Origin of the sequence: Methylorubrum suomiense (assembly GCF_022179765.1) — a bacterium.
Classification (GTDB): domain Bacteria; phylum Pseudomonadota; class Alphaproteobacteria; order Rhizobiales; family Beijerinckiaceae; genus Methylobacterium; species Methylobacterium suomiense.
On sequence record NZ_BPRE01000005.1, the window covers coordinates 240,980 to 261,307 of the forward strand.

Sequence of the window (20,328 nt, forward strand, 5' to 3'; positions counted from 1 at the left end):
CGGATGGTCCGGGCCACCAGGGAGCGGCCGGAGCATGGCGGACGAGCGGATCGGTGCGGAGGGACAGATGGCGGGTGAGGCGAGCGGGGACCCTGCCGCGGTCGTCCTGAAGGAGCCGCGCGACCGCGCCTACTGGGCGCGCCGCTTCGAGGTTCCGGTGGAGCAGGTCCAGGCGGCGGTCGAGGCCGTCGGCCCCGACCCGGCCCAGGTCGCCGCCCATCTCGGCAAGCCCTGGCCCTACGAGGCGAGCGGCATCGTCTGAGCTTCGGACGCGCGGGGCCGCTCCGCCGAACAAGGCGAAGGGCTAGTTCCCGTCGGCGGCGGAGGCCGAGCGGCGGGTGCCGCGTCGGCTGGCGAAGATGCCGGGGGCGGTGCCGGGCACGACGACGATGCGTCGGACTTCTCCGCGCAGATAGGCCCGCAGGAAGCGGTCGTACTGCCGGAACACGACACAGCCGTTCGAGGCGCCGCTCGGCCCGAGCATGTAGGTGTGGGCGAGGATGCCGTCGCGCCCGTGGATCGCCGCCGAGCCGCCCACCGGATTGAGGCGGATCGCCCGCACGCCGTGGAACAATGCCTCGCGCTCCCGCAGGTCGTAGACGCCGGGCGGCGTCGCGCCACGCATGCGCAGATGGACGTAATCGGGATTGTCCTGCGCGACGCCGAGGCCGGAATGCGCCTCCAGCACCTCGCCGCTCGGCAAGGTCACCGTCGCCGCGCTGATGTCGTAGACGGCAACGCCCGGCTCGGCCACCGGCCCCGGGACGAGCCGCCGCCGCGCGGCCGAGTCCACCGCCCCGCTCTCCAGCCCGGCATAAGCCAGGGCCGTGCCCGAGCTGGCCGGCGCGGTATTCGGTGAGGATTCGCCGCCGAACAGCTTCTCGAAGAAGGAGCGATCGTCGGTCACGGCGGCGCTGAACACCTGCCGGGTCGATTCCCGGGCCTGCCGCGACGTCGCGCGGGGGATCGGGGTCGCGAGGCGGGCGGTCTGCTCCCGCGGCTCGTAGCGGAATTCGGCCGGGCGACGCACCGGCAGCGGCACGGTGAGGGCGAGACGGGCGGAGACCGGCGTCCGGGCCGTCGCCGGCTCGGGTGCCGCCATCGCGGCGATCGGGGCCGCGGTCTCGACGGCGCGACCGGCGACCTGCGTCGCGCGCGCTGCCGGCTCGGGCGTCCGGAAAGCCGTCGCGACGGACCCCGCCCGCGGCGCGAAGCCCGACATCTGGGTGTCGACGGTCAGGTTGGGATCGAGCATCCAGGCGAGATCGGCGGGGGCCGGCATCGCCTCTTCCGGAAGCGAAGCGGCGTGGATCGCCGGAGCGACCTCGACCGTCGCGATCTTCGGCGTCTCACCCTGGCGCAGCAGGCCGGCGAGGGCGAGGCCGCTCACCGCCGTGAGGGCGAGGGCCGCGACCGGCAGACGGTTGCGGCGGCGGACGGGCCGGGCGGGCTGGCCTTGAACGAGCGCGGCGATGTCCATGCGGGGATACTCAGCAACGCGGGGTTCCCACACGGCCGCCCGCCCTCCCCCGCGGACATGCGGGTGAGGCCCGGGAGGGCTCCGCCGTTAGGAGAGGATCTTCGTTTAAGCCTCCGTCATTGAACGGGATCTTGGTTAATGGCGACTAAAAGCACGGCGCAAAACCTTCACCCTTCGCTCACCCTGTGGTGGTCGAGGGGGCGGGCGGGCCGTCTTTCCGCAGGACGACGCTGAGATTGTTGGCCGGCATGGCGATCCGCTCGGCGAGATGCAGGCCGTGTCCGGCCGCTTCGGCGAGAACGGCCTCGAGATCGCGCACGCCCCAATCCGGATCGCGGAACCGCAGATCTAGGTCGAAGCGGGCATTGCTCTCGGCGGTGTGGCCGCCGCCGAGGCGGAACGGACCGTAGAGGAAGAGCGGACCGCCTTCCGGCAGCAGGCGGCCGGCGCCGGCGAGCAGCCCTTCGGTCGCTGCCCAGGGCGCGATGTGGATCATGTTGATGCACAGGATCGCGTCCGCCCGCGTCACCGGCCAGACCTGCGCCCGGACGTCGAGCTCGATCGGTGCCAGGACATTCGGCAGGGCGGCGGCCCGGGCATGGGCCGCGATGCTCCCCAGCGCGCGCGGCTCCGGATCGGTCGGCTGCCAACGGAGGGCCGGCAGGGCCGCGGCGAACCGGACGGCATGCTCGCCCGTTCCGCTCGCCACCTCCAGCACATCGCCGACGGGCGGCAGGATGCTGCGCAGGACATCGAGGATCGCCGAACCGTTGCGGGCCGCCGCCGGCGCGAACAGGGCCTCGTCACCGATGGGCTCGCCGCTCACGATGTCACTCTCGCAATCCTGCCTGGACTCGACCTCGGGTTCGGCCGGATACTCCCTGCTTGCGTCCCCCCGGGGCGCCGATCAAGCTCTCCTCGGCGCAATCCGCTCGGCCCGGCGCCGGCCCCTGCCGGGCTCTCCCACGCGCCATCCCGGCCCACGAAGCGGGCCCGATGGCCCCTCGCCGATCCATCGTCCCGCTCCCCGGGGCTTGCCGTCTTGAATGCACCGCATCGTGCCGATGGACCGCTGCGTCCGAGTCCGGCCCTCACCCGGCGGAGACCCGCTCGATCCTGATCGGCCTCGTCGCCATGATGCTGCCGGCCGCCTGTCTCGGCCTGGCGCTCGCCTGCCTCGTGCTCTTGGAGGAGCGCCCGCTTCAGGACGCGGCCGGGGTGAAGCGGGACGGTTGAGTCAGCCGCCGGCATGCTCCTGCGTCTCCTCGCCCGCCGGCCTGCCGTCGTCGCGGGCGCGATGGAGAACGAAGATCGCGAACACCATGGTCAGGATCAGCCCGGCCAGCACGGCGAGTTCGATCATGGAGGCCTGGAACAGCGCCTGCTTCTCCGGCGACCAATCCTTGGCGTGGGTGATCTCCGAGGATTGCAGGGTGATCACCAGCACCCGGCGGATCGAGGCGATGAGCCCGACGATCAGGAACGGTTCGCAGGTCAATCGGCCCGAGCGCATCGACACCCGCACCGTGTGCAGGATCTCGATCAGCATCAGCAGGAACAGCAGCCGATCCACCACTTCGAGGATCTGATCCGCGCCCCCGAGGGCGAGCATGGCGCTGAATGTCAGTCCTGCGGCGTCGATCAAAGCCACCAGGGCGGTGAGGGCGAGCAGGATCCCGAGTGCTGCGTAGATCGCGTGCTCGGTATGGAGAAAAACGAAGCTTGCCGCCCGCGTCAGTCGGCCTTGATCTTCCCCGTTGTCAGTCATCGCTCGCCTCCCCGATCGTTTTGCCGATCTGACAGGATCGGCGGACAATCGTCCAGCGCGACGGGAAGTCCTCGCCCCTCGTTCAGCGGGTGTGACGACACGTTTCGGAGACTTTCTCTACCGGGCGGCACAGATCGGCGCGGTGGATGTCGGGCTGAAGCCGTGACGGCACTTCACTTGATCGCCGTACCGAGCGTGGTCGGCTGCCCTATTCCGGCAATGCGGTACCGGCCAGCAAGCCCACAAGTTCGGCCTGCCGGGACACGCCGGTCTTCTGGAAGACGCGCTTGAGCACGGAGCGGGCCGTGCTGGGCGTGATGCCGAGCTTGGCCGCCGCCGGCACCGGGGCGTCGCCCGCGGCGATCAGGGCGGCGAGGCGGGCTTCCGCCGGTGTCAGATCGAACAGGCCCTGCACCACCTCCGCGCTCGGCACCTCGCGGGCGACGACGGGCGTGGCGATCAGCACCGCGCGGGCCCGGGCGAACACGTCGTGAGCCGCGCCCCGCACCGGCACGAGGTGGAGAATCACCGGCGGGCGCTCCCCCTGCGCCGGGATCGGGATCGAGCGCACCGGCATCGGCCCGGCCTGTCCGGGACCGCCAAGGGCTTCGCGCAAGAGCCGGTCGGCGGCGGGATCGACCACGGCGAGCCGGGTCGGCTGGTCGCTGAGCGTGTGCGGCATCAGCGCGGTGAGACCGGCATTGGCCGAGAGCAGGCGGCCGCCCGTGCCGAGGACGGCGGCGGGCAGGCCGAGCATTTCGAGGGTGCGGGTGGTGGTGGCGATCCGCTCCATCTCGAGCCGCGCCGAGAGCAGGGCCGCCCGGGCGAGATGCGGGCGCAAGGTATCGAGGGCGGCGATCGTCTGGTGGTCGAAGGCTCCCGCGGCATGCGGACGCTCGCAATTGATGATGACGCTGTCGCCGCTCGGCACCATCACGGCGGTGGCGATGCCCGATCCGTAGCCGCGGGGGATCAGGAAATCCTGATAGAGGGGTTCGGTGGCGATCTCCTCCGGCGCGACGGCTTCGAGATCGGCGAGGAAGCCCGGATGACGCGCCTCCAGCAGCCGCCGGGTGCGGATGTTGTCGGGGAAGCGCTCGGTATGCGCCACCACCAAGGCATCAAATTCCGGCGATGTCGTCACCCAGTCGCGGAAGCGGGTGCCGGTCGAGACGATCAGCACCGCCTCGGGTGCTCCGGCGAGCCGGGCGAGGTCGATCAGCACCGACCGCCACAATTCGGGAACCGCCGCCGCCTCGTAGATCCGGTCGATCAGCGCCAGCGAGGCCGCCGACGGTACGGCGGGCTCGAGGTCGAGATGAGGCCGGAACGGGCGCTGCGGAACGTTCATGGCGGCAGTGGCATCACCGGTTCTTCCCTGCGCGGCATCAGTGGAAGAACGGCAGGGCGTGGGGGGCGAACAGGCCGAAGCTCGCAAGCCCAAGGCCAATCACGCCGAGCAACCCGCCCGCGAAGGCGAGCGCGACGATCCCGGTGATGACCTCGGCGGAGGCCAGCACGATGCCGATCTGGATCGCCGCGGAGGCCAGTTCGTAATGGTGGTAGCGTTCGAGGGCGAGGTCGCGCCGCACCTCCGCCCCCTGCGCCTTGGCCGACAGCTCCTTGCGGCCCTCACCCTTGGCGGGATCCGACTCCCAACGTGCCATGGTGGCGGCCCACTCGTCGCGCTTGGCCTTGAGCGCGGCCGGATCGGCGCCCGGCGGCAACAGGGCGATCGCCTCGTCGGCGGTCTTGAGCACGGTGCCGCGAATGGTGCGGGCCTGGAAATAGGCCCATTGGTTGGCGGCCTCGATATTGGCACCGAGCGCCTCGGTCTGCGCGCTCTTGGCCAAGGTCTCGGCCCCGGCCAGAAACAGCGCCAGCACCGAGATCAGCAACGCGACGCGCTTGTTCGAACTCTCGACCGCTCCGTGCCCACCCGACATGCCGTCCGTCCTTCGCTTGTGAGTACCGGTTTCGTTAACCGGGAGTCACAGCCGATCTTCGACCGGAGTGCAAACCCAAAAGGCGGCGCGACGCGGCTTCGCGCGGTTGCCCGCAGCGTTGCGCGCCCGAAATGCCGGGCGATGTTTCATTCTGGATTCGGCTGGACACCATGCGCCTTCAGGTTCTCGGCTGCGGCGATGCTTTCGGCTCGGGCGGGCGCTTCCACACCTGCTTCCATGTCGAAGCGCGCGAGGGCGACGGGCACGGCGCCTTCCTGATCGATTGCGGTGCCTCGGCGCTGATCGCGATCCGCCGGTTCGGCGTCGATCCGAACGGCATCCGCACGGTGTTTCTCACCCATCTCCACGGCGACCATTTCGGCGGCCTTCCGTGGCTGATCCTCGACGGTCAGCTGGTGAGCGGACGCGAATCACCCCTGACGATCGTCGGGCCGCCGGGCCTGCGGGAGCAGTTGCCGGTGGCGATGGAAGTGCTGTTTCCCGGCTCCAGCACCGCCGAGCGGCGCTTCCCGGTAGAGATCGTGGAAATCGCGGCCGGGCACCCGGTGGAGGTGGACGGCGTACGGGCCGAAGCCTTCACCATGCGCCATCCGTCCGGCGCGCCCGCGCAAGCCCTGCGCCTGAGTCGGGGCGGCAAGGTGGTGGCCTATACCGGCGATACCGAATGGGTGGAGGACATCGTCGCGGCCGGGCACGGGGCCGACCTGATGATCGCCGAGGGCTACACCGAGACGCGCCCGGTCAAGTTCCATCTCGACTGGGCCACGCTGCGGACCCGCCTGCCGGAGATCGCCCCCAAGCGACTGATGCTGACCCATATGAGCCCGGACATGCTCGCCCGCGAGCCCGACGGCTACATCGCGGCGGAGGATGGGCTCGTCGTCGTCTTCTGATCCGGTGCCGCGGCGGCCTCCGGCGGAAAGGTCAGGGGATAGCGAATGACGCCGCGATGATAGGGAAAGCGGGCGCGCTGAAGCGGATCGGGTCCGGTGAAGATCAGGCGGACCCGGAAGGCGACAGGGCTCACGCAGAGCAGGTAGCCGCGCAGATTGCGCTCGTCGGGCCAGAACATCGCGGTGGCGAGGTAGCGTCGTGCGTCGCGCACCCAGAGCGGAATGGAGGGCAGGCGCCAGCGCCGGGCGAGATGCTCGCCGACTCCGCCGAGGAACGCATCGGGCCGGGCCCAATCGAGGAAGCCCGGATCCTCCGCGATCATCGCGAGCTGCGCCGCGCCATCACCATCGCGCGCGTAGAAGGCATCGAGGAAGTTCTGGAGGTGATGATCCCAATCGCCGTCGCCGCGGGCCCGCTCGACCACCTCGCAGAGGCTGGCGGGCCTCACGGGATCGAGCCCTGGAGCACCGCCTTGAAGCGCAGGCTCGCTGCCTCTGGCGGCGCTTCGCCGTAGATCGAACGGTAAAGCGCGTGCAGGGCGGCTTCGTCGGTGATGCCGAGATGCCCGGCAAGCGCCCTTGCATCATTCAGATCGCGGTCGCCACGATCCAATGTCTGCAAGGCCTGCAGCTTCATGGCGAGGAGGTAATCGGGCTTGGCCAGTACCGTGCGCAGGCCCGGCGTACCGGAAGAGGGATAAGTCCCCGCAGCGCTGAACAGCCCCTCGTCCTCGTCCAGCGGCGTGAACATACCGACCGCGTTGTTGAGCCAGTCCAGGGACAGGCCCATTCGCTCGGCGACGCGTCGTACGGACGGTGCCAGAGCGGCCTCGTCAAATCCCTCACGGACCACGGCATCGACGTCATCGGTGCCGCGACGCCACGCGAATTGCAGCATGAGCGCACCACCGCCGTAGACGGCGATCTCGACCAGCAATCCCCGCTCGGCGAGATCCGCGCCGAGCCACTCGAACGCCTGAAGGATACGGTCGCGGTCGAGAACGGGCGCCATGGCTAGCACCCTAGAGCACGATGCGGAAAAGCGGAATCAAGTTTTCCGAAATCATTATGCGGCGACAAAGAGATAGAGCGTGCTGCCATTTCCGTGAAAAAGCAGCACGCTCTATCGATGAACAGAACCGGCGGAAAGCCTACTCCGCTGCTGCTGCGAACACCGTGCCGGCCCGCGGCAGGTCCAGCGTGTCCCAGGTCTCGACCAGGGCTGCCGTCAGCGCGGCGATGCGCGCCTCGTCGTGGAACGGCGAGGGCGTGATGCGCAGGCGCTCGGTGCCGCGCGGGACGGTCGGATAGTTGATCGGCTGGATGTAGATGCCGTGGCGCTCCAGCAGATGGTCCGCCGCCGCCTTGCACAGCTCCGCATCGCCCACCATCACCGGCACGATATGGGTCTCGGTGGCGAGAACCGGCAGGCCGGCCGCGGCGAGTGCCGCCTTGGTCTGGGCGGCCTGACGCTGATGCGCCTCGCGCTCGGTGCTCGAGCGCTTGAGGTAGCGCACCGAGGCCCGAGCCGCGGCGGCGATGGCGGGCGGGAGCGCCGTGGTGAAGATGAAGCCGGCGGCGTGGCTGCGGACGGCGTCGCACAGGATGGCCGAACCGGTGATGTAGCCACCGACGCAGCCGAAGCCCTTGGCGAGCGTGCCCTCGATCACGTCGACCCGGTGCATCACCCGATCGCGCTCGGCGATGCCGGCACCGCGCTCGCCGTAGAGGCCGACCGCGTGGACCTCGTCGAGATAGGTCATGGCGCCGTAGGCGTCGGCGAGGTCGCAAATCGCGGCGATCGGGGCCACGTCGCCATCCATCGAGTAGACCGATTCGAAGCAGATCAGCTTCGGCCGGTCGCCGGCCTCGATCAGCAGCTCCTCAAGATGGCCGAGATCGTTGTGGCGGAAGACGCGCTTCTCGCAGCCCGAATGGCGTACGCCCTCGATCATCGAATTGTGGTTGAAGGCATCCGACAGGATCAGGCAGTCCGGGATCAGCTTGGCGATCGTCGAGATACCGGATTGATTCGAGACGTAGCCCGAGGTGAAGACGAGGCCAGCCTCCTTGCCGTGGAGATCGGCGAGTTCACGCTCCAGATCGACCAGCGGCGAGTTGTTGCCGGCGATGTTGCGGGTGCCGCCCGCGCCGACGCCGCAACGGGCGGCGGTCTGGGTCATGGCCTCGACGACCTCGGGGTGCTGGCCCATGCCGAGATAGTCGTTGGAGCACCACACCGTGATCTCGCGGGTCCCGCCCTCGGGCCGGCGCCACGTCGCCTGTGGGAAGCGGCCGGAAATGCGCTCGATATCGGCGAAGACGCGGTAGCGGCGCTCGCTGTGGAGCCGGTCGAGGGCACCACGGAAATAGGTTTCGTAATCGGTGCGCGGGCCGGCCGGGCGTGCGGCGGCCTGGCGGCCTGCTCCGGCATGAAGGTTGCAAGCGTCGATGGCGGTCGCGTCGTCCACGCCGCCGTCACCGCCCATGAGTGCATGGTCGGGGATTGCCGCCTTGGTGGCGGCACGGTCGGCGACTTTCACGGGCATCAGGTTCACGGGCATCCGTCCTCGACGCTGTGTGCTGGCCGGGCGTTCTTCTTGGACGCCTCGGGTAAAGAATCCGGGCCTGAGCCTGATCCGTTGGGCAGGTCCGGGCCGCTCGCGGTCCGACGACGAGGATCGCCCGTCCTTCGCGGGCGGCGCTTCATCAGCGCGTCGTCGTCCGGCCGGCGGTCCCGCCTCACGCCGGTTCCGCTGCAGCCGCGAGATTGGTCGTATTTTCGAACTGGTTCAAGGTAGGTTAGAGACATTCCTGCTTTGCATGGCCCCAAACGCGACGGAATCGCGCGTTCCACAGGTCGGGAAAGAGGTCGGTTCGGGCGACGATGCGTCGCGAGTTCGGCGCTGCGACGAACGGACGGGCGAGGAAGCCGCCCGGCTTCGGCGCGGGACGGCCACCGTGTAATCTCCTCCGCAGCCCCGCAGGCCCGGATTCCCATGTCCACGAACGATGACCGCGCCGCCCGACTCAAGGCGGCCCTCCGCGACAACCTCCGCCGCCGCAAGGCGCAGGCCCGCGGCCGCAGCCATGAGGAGCCAGCCGAGACAGCACCGCCCGCCCCGACACCGCCGCCGGAGCGGGATCGTTCGGATCCTTGAGCCCGCACGGGCAACGATCCTGCGGTGACGCTTCTTCTTTTCGCCGGACTGCGCCTATACCACCCCTTGACGACGATGCGCCGGCCCGCCGCGCATCCGCAGGACAGCGACGCGACCGCCGCGCAGCCCCCGAGGGGCGCGAGCCGAGGACCCCCATGGACCGTATCCACATCACCGGCGGCGCGCCGCTCAACGGCACGATCCCGATCTCGGGGGCCAAGAACGCGGCCCTGCCGCTGATGATCGCGAGCCTGCTGACCGGCGAGACGCTGGAACTGATCAACGTGCCGCGGCTCGCCGACATCGCCGCCCTCACCCGCATCCTCGGCAATCACGGCGTCGATCATATGGTCGTCGGCAAGCGTCCGGGTCAGACCACAGAGACCGGTCAGACGGTGCGGCTCACCGCCTCGAACGTCATCGACACCACCGCGCCCTACGATCTCGTCTCGACCATGCGGGCGAGCTTCTGGGTGATCGCGCCCCTGCTGGCGCGCTTCGGCGAGGCGAAGGTGTCGCTGCCGGGCGGCTGCGCCATCGGCACGCGGCCGGTCGATCTGCTGATCATGGCGCTGGAGAAGCTCGGGGCCGAGATCGAGATCGACGGCGGCTACGTCGTCGCCAAGACCAAGAACGGCCTGCGCGGTGCCGCGATCGACTTCCCGAAGGTCACGGTCGGCGGCACGCATGTGGCGCTGATGGCGGCGGCGCTCGCCTACGGCACCACCGTGATCGACAACGCCGCCCGCGAGCCGGAGGTGGTCGATCTCGCCGATTGCCTCACCAAGATGGGCGCGCGGATCGAGGGCGCGGGCAGCTCCCGCATCGTCGTCGAGGGCGTGGCCCGCCTGTCCGGCGCCCGCCACGAGGTGCTGCCCGACCGGATCGAAACCGGGACCTACGCCATGGCGGTGGCCATGACCGGCGGCGATCTCTCGCTGGTCAACACCCGCGCCGACCTGCTGGCCTCCGCCCTCGACACGCTGTCGGCCACCGGCGCCGAGGTCAGCGAGATTCCGGGCGGCATCCGGGTGCGCCGCAACGGCGGCGGGATCAACCCCGTGGACATCACGACCGACCCGTTCCCCGGCTTCCCGACCGATCTCCAGGCCCAGTTCATGGCGCTGATGACCCTGGCCAAGGGTCAGTCCCGCATCCGCGAGACGATCTTCGAGAACCGCTTCATGCATGTGCAGGAGCTGGCGCGGCTCGGCGCGAAGATCCGCCTCGACGGCGACCTCGCCGTGGTCGAGGGCGTGGAGCGCCTCAAGGGCGCGCCGGTGATGGCCACCGATCTGCGCGCCTCGGTCTCCCTGGTGATCGGGGCGCTGGCCGCGGAGGGCGAGACCCAGATCAACCGGGTCTATCACCTCGATCGCGGCTTCGAGGCGCTGGAGGCCAAGCTCGCCCGTTGCGGCGCGCAGATCGAGCGCGTGCGCGCCTGAACCATGCGATCCGGGCATCGGGCCGAAAGCCGATGCCCGACGCCGATCCCCCTTGCGGCTCGACGCTCAGCCGCGGACGGCGCCGCGCTTGACCCCGAAACCCGGAATGTCGCAGGCGCAGGGGCTGTCGTAGGGCGCGACCCAGGTCGAGCAATTGCCGCGTGGGGTGACGCAGAGGCTCGCGCGGGGATCCCCGTCGTAGCGGCGCACCCGTGCCGGCGGCGGTGGCGGCTTCCTTCCGTCATACGCGGGAGGCGGTGCGGGACGGCGGGGCGGACCGTACCCGTCGTCGTATTCATAGCCTGTGCGATAGCCCGGGCCGACCTCATGCCCGTAGCCGGAGCGATACCCGCCCGGGTAACCGGAGCTGGAGCCGGGCGCATAACGGGAGCGGTAGGCCGGCTCGTCCCCGTGCCAGGATTGGGCCGCCGCCGGACCGATGGCGCAACTGAAAATCAGAACGGCGCCCAACGCCGGCAGTCCACGTCGCATTGTTTTCCCCCTTGCTGATGCGGCGGACAAATCTGCACAGGGATACCTGAACGGACAATGATGACTGAAATTGATTCGTCGCTGTCGCGCGAAACCTGAAAAAACGGATATTCGCGCAGGTCGGCAACGGGACTGACCGGTCCCGACAGGTGATCGGCGGACAGCGCAGGCGAAGAAAACCGGCCGCGGCCAGTCCGGCTCACGGGTCGATCGGTGTTCGAGAACCGAGCCCGGGCACCGGTCCGGTTGCCGGGACGGGACCGCGTCGCTACCTACGCCCCAACTTCTCCCGTCATCGGCCCCTCTCGGGCGCCCGGAGCCAACGATGGAGCTTCTCAAGCTCGCTGCCCTCGACGCCGAGGATCTCGCCGTGATCTCCGCGCACCTTCAGGACGCGGTCCTCCGGGCGGGCGATCTCGCGTGGCTGCCGGGCGAGCACCGCTTCGTGCTGGTGGCGCGCCGCTTCGACCGGTCGGTCGCGCCCGGGGAGCCGCCCCGGCGGCGCCTCGCCGGGGTGCATTTCGAGCGGGTCAACGGCGTGAAGACGCGAGGCATCACCCCGGGTGCCGCCACCGACGACACCCTGAGCCTGCTCGCGATCACCTTCGAGGAGGGCGAAGCCCCCTCCGGCACCGCGACGCTCGTCTTCTCCGGCGGTGCCGCGATCCGCCTCGACCTCGAATGCATCGAGGTGCGTCTGAAGGATCTCGGCCCCGTCTGGGAAGCCGACGGCACGCCCGATCACGAGGCCGTGCGCCCCCTCGTCGAGAACCGCCCGTGATCCCGATTTCCGCCCCTCGTCCTCTCAAGACCGGCCCCGCCCGATGATTCGTCTCGACAGCCGCGCGCCCGATTTCGCGCAAGCCTTCAAGCGCCTGCTCGGCCTCAAGCGCGAGATCGCCGAGGACGTGGACGAGACCGTGCGCGGCATCATCAGTGGCGTCGTCTCGGGGGGCGACGCCGCCCTGGTGGACTACACCCGCCGCTTCGACCGTCTCGGCCAGGATTTCTCGGAAGCCTCCCTGCGGATCACCGCCGAGGAAGTGGAGGCCGCGGTCGCGGCCTGCCCGGCCGAGGCGCGCGCCGCCCTCGAACTCGCCGCCGAGCGGATCGAGGCCTATCACCGCCGCCAGATCCCGGAGGACCACCTCTCCACCGACGATCTCGGCGTCACCGCGGGCTGGCGCTGGACCGCGCTCGAATCGGTCGGCCTCTACGTGCCGGGCGGGACCGCGAGCTACCCCTCATCGGTGCTGATGAACGCCGTGCCGGCCCGTGTGGCCGGCGTGCCGCGCATCGTCATGGTGGTGCCTACCCCCGAAGGCCAGCTCAACCCGCTGGTGCTGGCGGCGGCCCATCTCTCCGGCGTGACCGAGATCTATCGCGTCGGCGGCGCGCAGGCCGTCGCCGCGCTGGCTTACGGCACGGAAAGCATTCCACCGGTCGCCAAGATCGTCGGCCCCGGCAACGCCTGGGTCGCGGCGGCCAAGCGCCGGGTGTTCGGGCAGGTCGGCATCGACATGATCGCCGGCCCCTCCGAGGTGCTGATCCTGGCCGACGGCCACGCCAATCCCGACTGGATCGCCGCCGACCTCCTGGCCCAGGCCGAGCACGACGTCGCGGCCCAGGCCGTGCTCATCACCGATTCGGACGAATTAGCGGAGGCCACCGAGCAGGCGGTCGAGCGGGCCCTGGCGACCCTTGCGCGCGAGACCATCGCCCGGGCCAGCTGGCGCGATTACGGCGCCATCATCCGCGTGCGGAACTTCGATGAGGCGGTGCCGCTGGTCGATGCCATTGCCCCCGAGCATCTCGAGATCGAGACCGAGGACGCCGACGACCTCTCGCGCAAGATCCGCAATGCCGGCGCGATCTTCCTCGGTTCGCACACGCCGGAGGCCATCGGCGACTATGTCGGCGGCCCGAACCACGTGCTGCCCACCGCGCGCTCGGCCCGGTTCTCCTCGGGCCTCGGCGTCCTCGACTTCATGAAGCGCACCTCGATCCTGCGCTGCGACCCCGAGGCACTCCGGGCCCTCGGACCCGCGGCCATCGCGCTGGGGCATTCGGAGGGGCTCGACGGGCATGCCCGCTCGGTGGCGATCCGCCTGAATCTTTGAGGACCGCGCCGGACGCTCCCTCCGGGTCCGGCGCGTCGGCGCGCGTTTCATCAGAGACACTAAAAACTTGCCTGTGGCGCGGGCTTTCGGCTCATGTGACGGAAGCGGTGCCCCGGATTGGGACCGGAAGAAGAAGGCGGCGGCGATGAAGGCCGAAGCGGCGCGAGCGGCGGGGGAGAAACCGAGGAACCGGCTCGCGGCGGTGCGCCTCGACGAGGCCTCGATCGGCCGCGGCAACCCGGACCAGGAGCACGAGCGCGCCATCGCGATCTACGACATCCTGGAGGAGAACACCTTCACGATTCCCGATCGCGACGAGGGCCCCTACGCGCTGGCGCTCGGCCTCGTGGAGAACAAGCTCTCCTTCGCGATCACGACGGAGGCCGGCGAGCCGGTCATGACCCATCTGCTCTCGCTGACGCCGTTCCGGCGGGTCATCCGCGACTACGAGATGATCTGCGAGAGCTATTACAGCGCGATCCGCACCGCCTCGCCGACGCAGATCGAGGCGATCGACATGGGCCGGCGCGGCCTGCACAACGAGGCCTCGGAGCTGCTGCGCCAACGCCTCGAGGGCAAGGTCGATCTCGACCACAACACGGCGCGCCGCCTGTTCACCCTGGTCTTCGCCTTGCACTGGAAGGGGTGAAGCCCGGCCCGAGCGGTGGCCGCCGGTTTTCGGAGACGGCCGATGCGGCGAGGAACCACGCGCATCATCCTGCCCGCGGCTTCGCGCCGAGCGGCAGAACGTTGCGCTTTCGAGGAGCGCGGGGCGCCCCTATGACGGTAAACCCGAGACGGCCTTCGTAAGGCGGGGCATGGCGGACGACGCGATCCCGGGGAGCGGGCCGAAGAAACGGCGGGTGCAGTCCGTCCTGTTCATGTGCAATTTCAACGCGGTGCGCTCGCTCGCGGCGGAGGCGGTCGCGCGTCACTATTTCGGCAAGTCGATCTACGTGCAATCGGCGGGCGTGCGCTCGGGTGAGCCGAGCGATCCGTTCATGATCGCCGCCCTCGACGAGATCGGCATCGATGCGACCCGCCACAAGCCGCGCACCATCGAGCAGCTGGAGGATTGGGAGGGGCTGAACTTCGACCTGATCGTCACCCTCTCGCCCGAAGCCCATCACCGGGCGCTGGAGCTGACCCATACGATCGCGGCGGATGTGGAGTACTGGCCGACACCGGACCCGACGCTCAACCAGGACGGCACGCGCGAGCAGCGCCTCGACGGCTACCGCGACGTGCGCGACGGCCTCACCTACCGGATCAAGGCGCGCCTGAAGGGGTGATGCGTCAGGCCTCCGGGGTCGCCGCCAGCCGCCGGATCGAGGTCACCGCCCCGAAACTCTTCTCGGCGATCCGAGCCACGGCGACCGTGAGCGGCTCCACCGCCACCGTCATGTGGTGGCCGTTGGCGTGGATGAGGCGGTCCGCGTCGAGCATCATCCCGACATGGCCCTTCCAGAACACGAGGTCGCCGCGGCGCAAGCCTTCGAGGCCGGGGGGCAAAGCCGTGCCGAGAGCCCCCTCCTGCTGGTCGGCGTCCCGTGGGCAGGGCAGTCCCGCGCTTTCCAGGCTGAGCTGGACGAGACCGGAGCAATCGAGCCCGAGGCTGGTCCGTCCGCCCCACAGATAGGGTGTGCCGACGAGGCGTTCGGCGACCGCAACGGCGTCCGGTTCGGTCCGTCCGAGCGGCACCGCGTGATCGGCGAAGACGTAGCGTCCGCTTCCCAGCCGCCAATACTCGCCCTCGCGCGCCTCGGCCGCGAAGGCGGCGCTTAGGCTCAGATGCGCGATATGCGGCCGCTTCAGGTCGGGAGCGGGATAGATGAAGCTGCGCAGAACCGCGATCCGGTGGGTCGGCGCCGGGTCCGCGGGGCCGAGGGCGGCCTCGGGCAGGTAGCCGACATAGCCGTCCCGCGCGATCTGGGCGAAGGCGAAGCCGTCACGGATGTCGTAGACCGTCACGGCGTCGCCCATCACCGCCTCGGTCTCGAGTCCGGCCTCCGGGTCCGGCCGGCGGCGCAAGGGGGCGGAGGGAACGACGATCCGGGCAGCGTATCCCTCGACGAAACGCTGCGCCTCGACCCGCCCGCGCAGGCGGATATCGGCGAGATCGGGCCGGGCGGGGGTGAGTCGGGGATCGAGATCGAAGGTCATCGCTTCGATTGAACGCATGATCCGGGCGGGATTTCGACGCCGCTGAATTCAGCCGCTTCGCTGCTGCGTTGCGGCATATTGACCGGAATGGGTCGATCGGCCGCAGCTTCGGCCCTCAGTTCAACGAATGTGATGGTGTCGGAACCGGCGCGGCGCGCATCCTGCATGGTCGCCGTTGGGAGCATCCACCGGGCAGCCATGCGGCCGGTGGTCCGTCACGCCCGATTTCGTTGCAATGCACAAACCGAGCGGACCATCCTAAGATCACGCATGAACACCGCGAGTCGTGCCGTGAAGAAGACGCCCAAGAGCTTCCAGGATCTGCCGCCGATCCGGGTGCGGCGCGAGCCGCCGACGATCGCCGAGGCGGTCGCCGCCGCGCAGGATTTGGCCGACGATGTCGAGCAGCAGGTCGAGATCGCCGCGGGCCTGATCGGCCTCGCTGCGGACGAGGTGCGTCCGCACGTGCTCTCGGCGGCCAAGGCCGTCTCCCGCCCGCAGCGGTCCCCGGAGCAGCGCATCGAGCAGCGCATCATGTCGCCCGCGAGCCCCAACCGGGCACCGCCCCGGGCGGTGATCGTCGAGCGGCGCAGTCGCCCCGCCGTCGTGGTCGAGCGCCGCGGACGCCCCTTCGAACCGCGGCGCTGACCCCCGTCCGGTCACCAGGCCAGCGTTTCGCCGCGGTGGTCGAGATAGGCCACGTCGCGGCGCCCGGCGAAGGCTTCGATCACCGCGATCATGCCGCCGACGCTGGTTTCCACGTCGAGATCGGCCTCGGCGCCGCCCATATCGGTGCGGACCCAGCCCGGATGCAGCAGCAGGATGCCGTAATCGCGCTCGGCGTGGCGTACGGCGAAACTGCGGGCGTTGGTGTTCAGGGCCGCCTTGCTGGCCCGGTAATTCTCCCAACCGCCATCCTCGTTGAGCGCGACGCTGCCGAGGATCGATGACATGAAGGCCAGCGTTCCGCCGGGTGCGAGGGTGTCGGCGAAGGCTTCGGCGAACAGGATCGGGCTCACGGCATTGGTGAGGTAGACCTGGGCGCTCACCGCGCGGGAGACGGCGTGAAGCGGATTGTCCGATTCGGTCGCCACGCCCGCCACCACGAAGACGAGATCGAACGTCTGGCCGTCGAGCCGCCGATGCAGGGCCGCGACCGACATGTCGTCGTCGATATCGGCGGTCTCGATCCGCACGCCCCTCTCAGCAAGCTGTTCTAGATCCGGCGAGGCGGAGCGCTGCGTGGCGGTGACCTGCCACCCCCGTTCCGCAAACTGTTCCGCGAGCCCGAGCCCGAGCCCGCGGGAGGCCCCGACGATCAGGGCGCGCGGCCCGGCTGCTGTCTGATCTGCCATGAATGCCCGTCCGGTCCCTCGCGTTGTACCCCGGCAACGCACCGGTGCCGCCCCAGGTTACCGGATGGTCGCGGGGTTCGGGAACGGCCAAGCCTGAGCCACGTTGAACCGGGCCATCCCCGTCGACCGAACCGCCCCAGCGATGTCCGCCTCCCCCAGCCCTAGATCCCGGCCGGCCGGAGAGGCCGACGCCACGGCTTCCCCACCCGCCGCCACCATACTCTGGACCGTGTTCGCGGGGGTCGCGCTCGTGGCGCTCGCCGCCGCGCCGCGGCGGCCCGCCTCCGTTCCGCTGGACGACGAGACGGGCGGCAAGGACCCGAACGCCCGTCGCGACCGCGCCGAGGCGATCGGCAACGGCGGCGCCCACTCGCACGAGGGCCGGGCCGCCCGCTGGGTGGCGGCGACGCAGCCGGAACGAGGTCGCGACGCCGATCATCCGACGGACATTCCCGCGCCCGGCTGGTGGGACATCGCGGTGCGCGTCTACCAGGAATTCCTGAAGGACCGGGTGATGTCGGTGGCGGCGGGCGTCACCTTCTACTCGCTGTTGTCGCTGTTCCCGGCCATCGCCGCTCTGGTGACCTGCTACGGCCTGATCGCCGACGTGAGCACCATCAACGTGCATCTCGCCCTGCTCCACGGCGTGCTGCCGTCGGGCGCGCTCGACATCATCGGCGAACAGGTCAAGCGCATCGCCGCGAAGGGCGGCGGCACGCTGGGCATCACCTTCTTCACCAGCCTGACCCTGTCGCTCTGGAGCGCCAACGCCGCCATGAAGGCGATGTTCGACGCGCTCAACGTCGTCTACGAGGAGGAGGAGAAGCGCAACTTCTTCTGGCTCAACGTCCGCTCGCTCACCTTCACGGCGGGGGCGCTGCTGTTCGTCATCCTGGCGCTCAGCGCCATCGTGGTGCTGCCGGTGGTGTTCAACTTCCTCGGGCTCGGCGACGGAGCGCGGCTGATCGCTCTGGCGCGCTGGCCGGCACTCCTCGCGGTTCTGCTCGGCGGCCTCGCCGTGCTCTACCGCTACGGTCCGAGCCGCGAGCGGGCGCGCTGGCGCTGGGTCGGCGCGGGCAGCGCCGTGGCGGGCGTGCTCTGGCTCATCGCCTCCCTGCTGTTCTCCTGGTACGTCGCCAATTTCGGCAACTACAACGAGACCTACGGCACGCTCGGCGGCGTGATCGGTTTCATGACCTGGATGTGGATCTCGGCGATCATCGTGCTCGTCGGTGGCGAGATCAACGCCGAGATCGAGCATCAGACCGCCCGCGATTCGACCACGCGCCCGGTCCTGCCCCTCGGCCAACGCGGCGCCCGCATGGCCGACACGGTCGGCGCCGCTGCGTAGAGCATCGTCCGACGACATCGGCTCGTCCTGCACTGAGCCTCTCGGCACAAAGCAGGAAGGGAGTTTCGGCTGCGAAGCTGCCGGATCGACCGGTTTTCGAACGGGTTGCCTGTCCGAAAATCTGGTATGCCAGACACCGCGCCGACGGGCCGCACTCGCGCGAGTCTCGGCACGATCTTACCTGACCCAGCAGAAAACGACCGGAGGACGTCATGGCCGGATCCGATACGCTCGGCTCCCCCGAAACCCGTACGGAAGAGGAGTGGCGCACCAGCCTCACCCCGGAGCAGTACCGCGTCCTGCGCGAGCACGGCACGGAGCGCGCCGGGACGAGTTGCCTGAACGGGGAGAAGCGCGCCGGCACCTTCTTCTGCGTCGGCTGCGGCGCGCCGCTGTTCGAGAGCGGCACCAAGTACGAGTCGGGCAGCGGCTGGCCGAGCTTCTTCGCGCCGCTGGAGGGTGCGATCGAGACGCAGGTCGACCGCAGCCACTGGATGACCCGCACCGAGGTCCATTGCGCTCGCTGCAAGGGCCATCTCGGGCATGTCTTCGAGGACGGCCCGGCCCCGACCGGCCTGCGCTACTGCATGAACGGCGTCGCCCTCGACTTCGAACCCGCCACCTGAAATCCAGCGCCGGGTTTTCGATCGGACCCCCGCAAATTCCACGGCTTTTCGACGCCGAGGCTTGCCGTGTGGGTATTTGCGCGCCATCACTTCCCCACGAAGGCCATGGTCAAGACTTGGTAAAGGCTCGGGACCGTCGGCGCCGTCCGCCCCGACAGGATGCGGGCCGCGCCGGCTGCGAGCCGGTCCCGGAGGGAAGTGTATGAGTGTCGTTCGCCGCTTTCTCGTGGCGCCCTCGCTGGTCCGCCTGCTGCGCAAGGAGCGCGGTGGGGCCCGCATCACCGAGGGTTACTTCGTACCGCAGGCCGGTCGCACCTCGTTCGTCAGGCTCCAGGGCAATAACTGCTTCCTCGTGCTCGTGACCGGGGCCGAAGGCGCTTCCTCCGAGGAGCGCACCGAAGTGCCGCGCGCCCACGGCGACGCGCTGCTCGACGTCTGCGCCGGCAAGGCGATCTACGAACGCACCGCGATCGGACTGGGCGGCGCCGAAGCCCTGATCGACCGCTTCACGCGCCCCGCCGGGCTCGACCTCGTCAGCTTGGTCTTCGAGCATGCCGAGGCTGCCCAATCCTTCACGCCGCCCGTCTGGTTCGGGGCCGAAGTCACCGCCGATCAGGCCTATGACGGCCAATCGATCGCCCTCAGCGGTGCGCCGTCGGTGGGCGAGGTGCCGCTCTCCAACGCCGCCCTGGACGCGGTCCTCGACCTGATCGAGCCGCGTTTCGGTGGCGGACGCCCCATGGTCCCGCCGCCCCGGCCGGCCAGCCCGTCCGCGCCCACCGCGTCACCGCCCAGGCCCCCGGAAGCTTCGAGGCCCGCTCCAGCCGCGACCGCCTCGGCTGGGCCGACCGCTGCCAAGCCGGCGGAGCCCGCCAAGCCGAACGAGGCGCAGGCGCCCGCTGAGGCCTCCACACCCGCGGAAGCCCCGAAGCCGGCAGAGGCGCCGAAGCCGGCCGAGCCGACAAAGGCCGAGACCAACCCGACTGAAACCCCAAAAGCGGCTGCTCCGGCCAAGCCCGAGGAGCCCGCCAAACCGGCCGAGGCTGCGGAGCCGCCGAAGCCCGCCCCGCCGCCCGAGGCTCCGAAAGCCGCCGAGGCTCCGAAGGCGGTGGAACTCCCGAAGGCGAGCGATGCGCCGAAGGCCCCCGAGGCTCCGAAGCCTGCCGAGGCGAAGGCGCCCGAAGCCGCTCCGGCGGCCGCTCCCATCGCGGCGTCAGCGGGCGACGAGCGTCTGCCGCCGGATGCCCGGATCGACGATGTGATCGAGAGCCTGTCCAAGGCGCTCGGCGCGGCGATCCGCAATCCGCAGGAATCGGGCCGGGACGAGGAGGTCACCGAAGCGTTCGAACGCTGGCAGGTCCGCCCTCGCCGTAACCAGCAGACCTGAGACCGATCCGGCGGCGCCCTGCTCCGACAGCAGACGCCGCCGCCGGATGGATCCCCCTCCCGCACCAGGGATCGCGTGCACGAAAGCACGCCGGCACCCCATTTTGCGGAACATCGGAGA

General features: G+C 69.9%; 23 protein-coding genes. 12 read left to right on the plus strand and 11 right to left on the minus strand.

All coding sequences use genetic code 11. The features are described 5' to 3' along the window. Positions 1 to 34: 34 nt before the first annotated feature. A complete protein-coding gene (locus MFF26_RS10020) occupies positions 35 to 262 on the plus strand; it encodes a DUF3606 domain-containing protein (protein ID WP_373324411.1) in 228 nt (75 codons plus the stop codon). Positions 263 to 304: 42 nt separating this feature from the next. Here MFF26_RS10020 and MFF26_RS10025 read toward each other — a convergent pair whose 3' ends face one another. Together MFF26_RS10025 and MFF26_RS10030 are read right to left on the minus strand one after the other, a co-directional pair. Next, positions 305 to 1,480 (minus strand): tlde1 domain-containing protein, encoded by a 1,176-nt coding sequence (locus tag MFF26_RS10025; protein ID WP_137830112.1) that lies wholly within the window; start codon positions 1,478 to 1,480, stop codon positions 305 to 307. Positions 1,481 to 1,658: 178 nt separating this feature from the next. Beyond that, a complete protein-coding gene (locus MFF26_RS10030) occupies positions 1,659 to 2,306 on the minus strand; it encodes a DUF938 domain-containing protein (RefSeq protein ID WP_210236209.1) in 648 nt (215 codons plus the stop codon). 170 nt (positions 2,307 to 2,476) lie between these two features. On the opposite strand from MFF26_RS10030, the gene MFF26_RS10035 reads away from it, so the two are divergent. After that, positions 2,477 to 2,716 carry a hypothetical protein gene (locus MFF26_RS10035; RefSeq protein ID WP_137830114.1) on the plus strand — a complete coding sequence of 80 codons (240 nt, stop codon included), beginning with the start codon at positions 2,477 to 2,479 and terminating at the stop codon, positions 2,714 to 2,716. A gap of 1 nt (position 2,717) precedes the next feature. Here MFF26_RS10035 and MFF26_RS10040 read toward each other — a convergent pair whose 3' ends face one another. The 3 genes from MFF26_RS10040 to MFF26_RS10050 all read right to left on the minus strand — a co-directional run bounded on the left by MFF26_RS10040 (position 2,718) and on the right by MFF26_RS10050 (position 5,194). Beyond that, positions 2,718 to 3,248, minus strand: coding sequence for a phosphate-starvation-inducible PsiE family protein (locus MFF26_RS10040; protein ID WP_137830115.1), 531 nt, complete (start codon positions 3,246 to 3,248; stop codon positions 2,718 to 2,720). Positions 3,249 to 3,456: 208 nt separating this feature from the next. Next, entirely contained in the window at positions 3,457 to 4,599 is a 1,143-nt protein-coding gene (locus tag MFF26_RS10045) for a helix-turn-helix transcriptional regulator (protein WP_238307931.1), read from the minus strand. Positions 4,600 to 4,636: 37 nt separating this feature from the next. Continuing rightward, entirely contained in the window at positions 4,637 to 5,194 is a 558-nt protein-coding gene (locus MFF26_RS10050) for a DUF4337 domain-containing protein (protein ID WP_137830116.1), read from the minus strand. A 170-nt stretch (positions 5,195 to 5,364) separates the two neighbouring features. Here MFF26_RS10050 and MFF26_RS10055 point away from each other — a divergent pair, with 170 nt between their 5' ends. Then, complete coding sequence (locus MFF26_RS10055) at positions 5,365 to 6,108, plus strand: MBL fold metallo-hydrolase (RefSeq protein WP_137830117.1); 744 nt, start codon at positions 5,365 to 5,367, stop codon at positions 6,106 to 6,108. Here the strand turns inward: MFF26_RS10055 and MFF26_RS10060 are convergent. The 3 genes from MFF26_RS10060 to hemA all read right to left on the minus strand — a co-directional run bounded on the left by MFF26_RS10060 (position 6,069) and on the right by hemA (position 8,672). After that, positions 6,069 to 6,557, minus strand: a complete 489-nt coding sequence (locus MFF26_RS10060) for a hypothetical protein (protein WP_137830118.1) — start codon at positions 6,555 to 6,557, stop codon at positions 6,069 to 6,071. The genes MFF26_RS10055 and MFF26_RS10060 overlap by 40 nt on opposite strands. After that, complete coding sequence (locus MFF26_RS10065; protein WP_137830119.1) at positions 6,554 to 7,120, minus strand: hypothetical protein; 567 nt, start codon at positions 7,118 to 7,120, stop codon at positions 6,554 to 6,556. The genes MFF26_RS10060 and MFF26_RS10065 overlap by 4 nt, the downstream gene beginning before the upstream one ends. Positions 7,121 to 7,259: 139 nt before the next feature. Next, the gene (gene hemA, locus MFF26_RS10070) at positions 7,260 to 8,672 is read right to left on the minus strand and encodes a 5-aminolevulinate synthase (RefSeq protein WP_238307932.1); all 1,413 of its coding nucleotides are present in this window, start codon (positions 8,670 to 8,672) and stop codon (positions 7,260 to 7,262) included. 752 nt (positions 8,673 to 9,424) lie between these two features. Here hemA and murA point away from each other — a divergent pair. Then, positions 9,425 to 10,714, plus strand: a complete 1,290-nt coding sequence (gene murA, locus MFF26_RS10075) for a UDP-N-acetylglucosamine 1-carboxyvinyltransferase (protein ID WP_137830121.1) — start codon at positions 9,425 to 9,427, stop codon at positions 10,712 to 10,714. Positions 10,715 to 10,780: 66 nt separating this feature from the next. Here the strand turns inward: murA and MFF26_RS10080 are convergent, their stop codons facing one another. Further along, complete coding sequence (locus MFF26_RS10080) at positions 10,781 to 11,206, minus strand: hypothetical protein (protein WP_137830122.1); 426 nt, start codon at positions 11,204 to 11,206, stop codon at positions 10,781 to 10,783. Between the two features lie 325 nt (positions 11,207 to 11,531). On the opposite strand from MFF26_RS10080, the gene MFF26_RS10085 reads away from it, so the two are divergent. From MFF26_RS10085 to MFF26_RS10100, 4 genes are all read left to right on the plus strand, one after another. Then, the gene (locus tag MFF26_RS10085; protein WP_137830123.1) at positions 11,532 to 11,987 is read left to right on the plus strand and encodes a DUF2948 family protein; all 456 of its coding nucleotides are present in this window, start codon (positions 11,532 to 11,534) and stop codon (positions 11,985 to 11,987) included. 43 nt (positions 11,988 to 12,030) lie between these two features. After that, positions 12,031 to 13,326 carry a histidinol dehydrogenase gene (gene hisD, locus MFF26_RS10090; protein WP_137830124.1) on the plus strand — a complete coding sequence of 432 codons (1,296 nt, stop codon included), beginning with the start codon at positions 12,031 to 12,033 and terminating at the stop codon, positions 13,324 to 13,326. A 145-nt stretch (positions 13,327 to 13,471) separates the two neighbouring features. Next, entirely contained in the window at positions 13,472 to 13,975 is a 504-nt protein-coding gene (locus tag MFF26_RS10095; protein ID WP_137830125.1) for a UPF0262 family protein, read from the plus strand. A gap of 169 nt (positions 13,976 to 14,144) precedes the next feature. Beyond that, entirely contained in the window at positions 14,145 to 14,618 is a 474-nt protein-coding gene (locus MFF26_RS10100) for an arsenate-mycothiol transferase ArsC (RefSeq protein WP_137830126.1), read from the plus strand. A 4-nt stretch (positions 14,619 to 14,622) separates the two neighbouring features. On the opposite strand, the gene MFF26_RS10105 is transcribed toward MFF26_RS10100, so the two are convergent. Continuing rightward, positions 14,623 to 15,489, minus strand: coding sequence for a C40 family peptidase (locus MFF26_RS10105; protein ID WP_137830146.1), 867 nt, complete (start codon positions 15,487 to 15,489; stop codon positions 14,623 to 14,625). 270 nt (positions 15,490 to 15,759) lie between these two features. Between MFF26_RS10105 and MFF26_RS10110 the strand changes: the two genes are divergently transcribed. Further along, positions 15,760 to 16,137, plus strand: coding sequence for a hypothetical protein (locus MFF26_RS10110; protein WP_137830127.1), 378 nt, complete (start codon positions 15,760 to 15,762; stop codon positions 16,135 to 16,137). An 11-nt stretch (positions 16,138 to 16,148) separates the two neighbouring features. Here the strand turns inward: MFF26_RS10110 and MFF26_RS10115 are convergent, their stop codons facing one another. After that, positions 16,149 to 16,844, minus strand: coding sequence for an SDR family oxidoreductase (locus MFF26_RS10115; protein ID WP_238307933.1), 696 nt, complete (start codon positions 16,842 to 16,844; stop codon positions 16,149 to 16,151). Between the two features lie 142 nt (positions 16,845 to 16,986). Here MFF26_RS10115 and MFF26_RS10120 point away from each other — a divergent pair, with 142 nt between their 5' ends. The 3 genes from MFF26_RS10120 (at position 16,987) to MFF26_RS10130 (ending at position 20,208) form a co-directional block, all read left to right on the plus strand. Then, on the plus strand, positions 16,987 to 18,195 hold the full coding sequence (locus MFF26_RS10120) for a YihY/virulence factor BrkB family protein (RefSeq protein ID WP_171015490.1): 1,209 nt from the start codon (positions 16,987 to 16,989) through the stop codon (positions 18,193 to 18,195). A gap of 212 nt (positions 18,196 to 18,407) precedes the next feature. Continuing rightward, positions 18,408 to 18,821: a peptide-methionine (R)-S-oxide reductase MsrB gene (gene msrB / locus MFF26_RS10125; RefSeq protein WP_137830129.1), complete on the plus strand. Its 414-nt coding sequence runs from the start codon at positions 18,408 to 18,410 to the stop codon at positions 18,819 to 18,821. A 202-nt stretch (positions 18,822 to 19,023) separates the two neighbouring features. Further along, on the plus strand, positions 19,024 to 20,208 hold the full coding sequence (locus MFF26_RS10130; RefSeq protein WP_137830130.1) for a hypothetical protein: 1,185 nt from the start codon (positions 19,024 to 19,026) through the stop codon (positions 20,206 to 20,208). The last annotated feature ends 120 nt before the right edge of the window (positions 20,209 to 20,328 follow it).

Coding starts and splice junctions, on each gene's coding strand:
- MFF26_RS10130 (WP_137830130.1), top strand. CDS start 19,024: ATGAGTGTCGTTCGCCGCTTTCTCGTGGCGCCCTCGCTGGTCCGCCTG.
- MFF26_RS10120 (WP_171015490.1), top strand. CDS start 16,987: ATGTCCGCCTCCCCCAGCCCTAGATCCCGGCCGGCCGGAGAGGCCGAC.
- msrB (WP_137830129.1), top strand. CDS start 18,408: ATGGCCGGATCCGATACGCTCGGCTCCCCCGAAACCCGTACGGAAGAG.
- MFF26_RS10040 (WP_137830115.1), bottom strand. CDS start 3,248: ATGACTGACAACGGGGAAGATCAAGGCCGACTGACGCGGGCGGCAAGC.
- MFF26_RS10085 (WP_137830123.1), top strand. CDS start 11,532: ATGGAGCTTCTCAAGCTCGCTGCCCTCGACGCCGAGGATCTCGCCGTG.
- murA (WP_137830121.1), top strand. CDS start 9,425: ATGGACCGTATCCACATCACCGGCGGCGCGCCGCTCAACGGCACGATC.
- MFF26_RS10035 (WP_137830114.1), top strand. CDS start 2,477: ATGGCCCCTCGCCGATCCATCGTCCCGCTCCCCGGGGCTTGCCGTCTT.
- MFF26_RS10050 (WP_137830116.1), bottom strand. CDS start 5,194: ATGTCGGGTGGGCACGGAGCGGTCGAGAGTTCGAACAAGCGCGTCGCG.
- MFF26_RS10115 (WP_238307933.1), bottom strand. CDS start 16,844: ATGGCAGATCAGACAGCAGCCGGGCCGCGCGCCCTGATCGTCGGGGCC.
- hisD (WP_137830124.1), top strand. CDS start 12,031: ATGATTCGTCTCGACAGCCGCGCGCCCGATTTCGCGCAAGCCTTCAAG.
- MFF26_RS10055 (WP_137830117.1), top strand. CDS start 5,365: ATGCGCCTTCAGGTTCTCGGCTGCGGCGATGCTTTCGGCTCGGGCGGG.
- MFF26_RS10105 (WP_137830146.1), bottom strand. CDS start 15,489: ATGACCTTCGATCTCGATCCCCGACTCACCCCCGCCCGGCCCGATCTC.
- MFF26_RS10100 (WP_137830126.1), top strand. CDS start 14,145: ATGGCGGACGACGCGATCCCGGGGAGCGGGCCGAAGAAACGGCGGGTG.
- MFF26_RS10095 (WP_137830125.1), top strand. CDS start 13,472: ATGAAGGCCGAAGCGGCGCGAGCGGCGGGGGAGAAACCGAGGAACCGG.
- MFF26_RS10020 (WP_373324411.1), top strand. CDS start 35: ATGGCGGACGAGCGGATCGGTGCGGAGGGACAGATGGCGGGTGAGGCG.
- MFF26_RS10065 (WP_137830119.1), bottom strand. CDS start 7,120: ATGGCGCCCGTTCTCGACCGCGACCGTATCCTTCAGGCGTTCGAGTGG.
- MFF26_RS10045 (WP_238307931.1), bottom strand. CDS start 4,599: ATGAACGTTCCGCAGCGCCCGTTCCGGCCTCATCTCGACCTCGAGCCC.
- MFF26_RS10110 (WP_137830127.1), top strand. CDS start 15,760: ATGAACACCGCGAGTCGTGCCGTGAAGAAGACGCCCAAGAGCTTCCAG.
- MFF26_RS10025 (WP_137830112.1), bottom strand. CDS start 1,480: ATGGACATCGCCGCGCTCGTTCAAGGCCAGCCCGCCCGGCCCGTCCGC.
- hemA (WP_238307932.1), bottom strand. CDS start 8,672: ATGCCCGTGAACCTGATGCCCGTGAAAGTCGCCGACCGTGCCGCCACC.
- MFF26_RS10080 (WP_137830122.1), bottom strand. CDS start 11,206: ATGCGACGTGGACTGCCGGCGTTGGGCGCCGTTCTGATTTTCAGTTGC.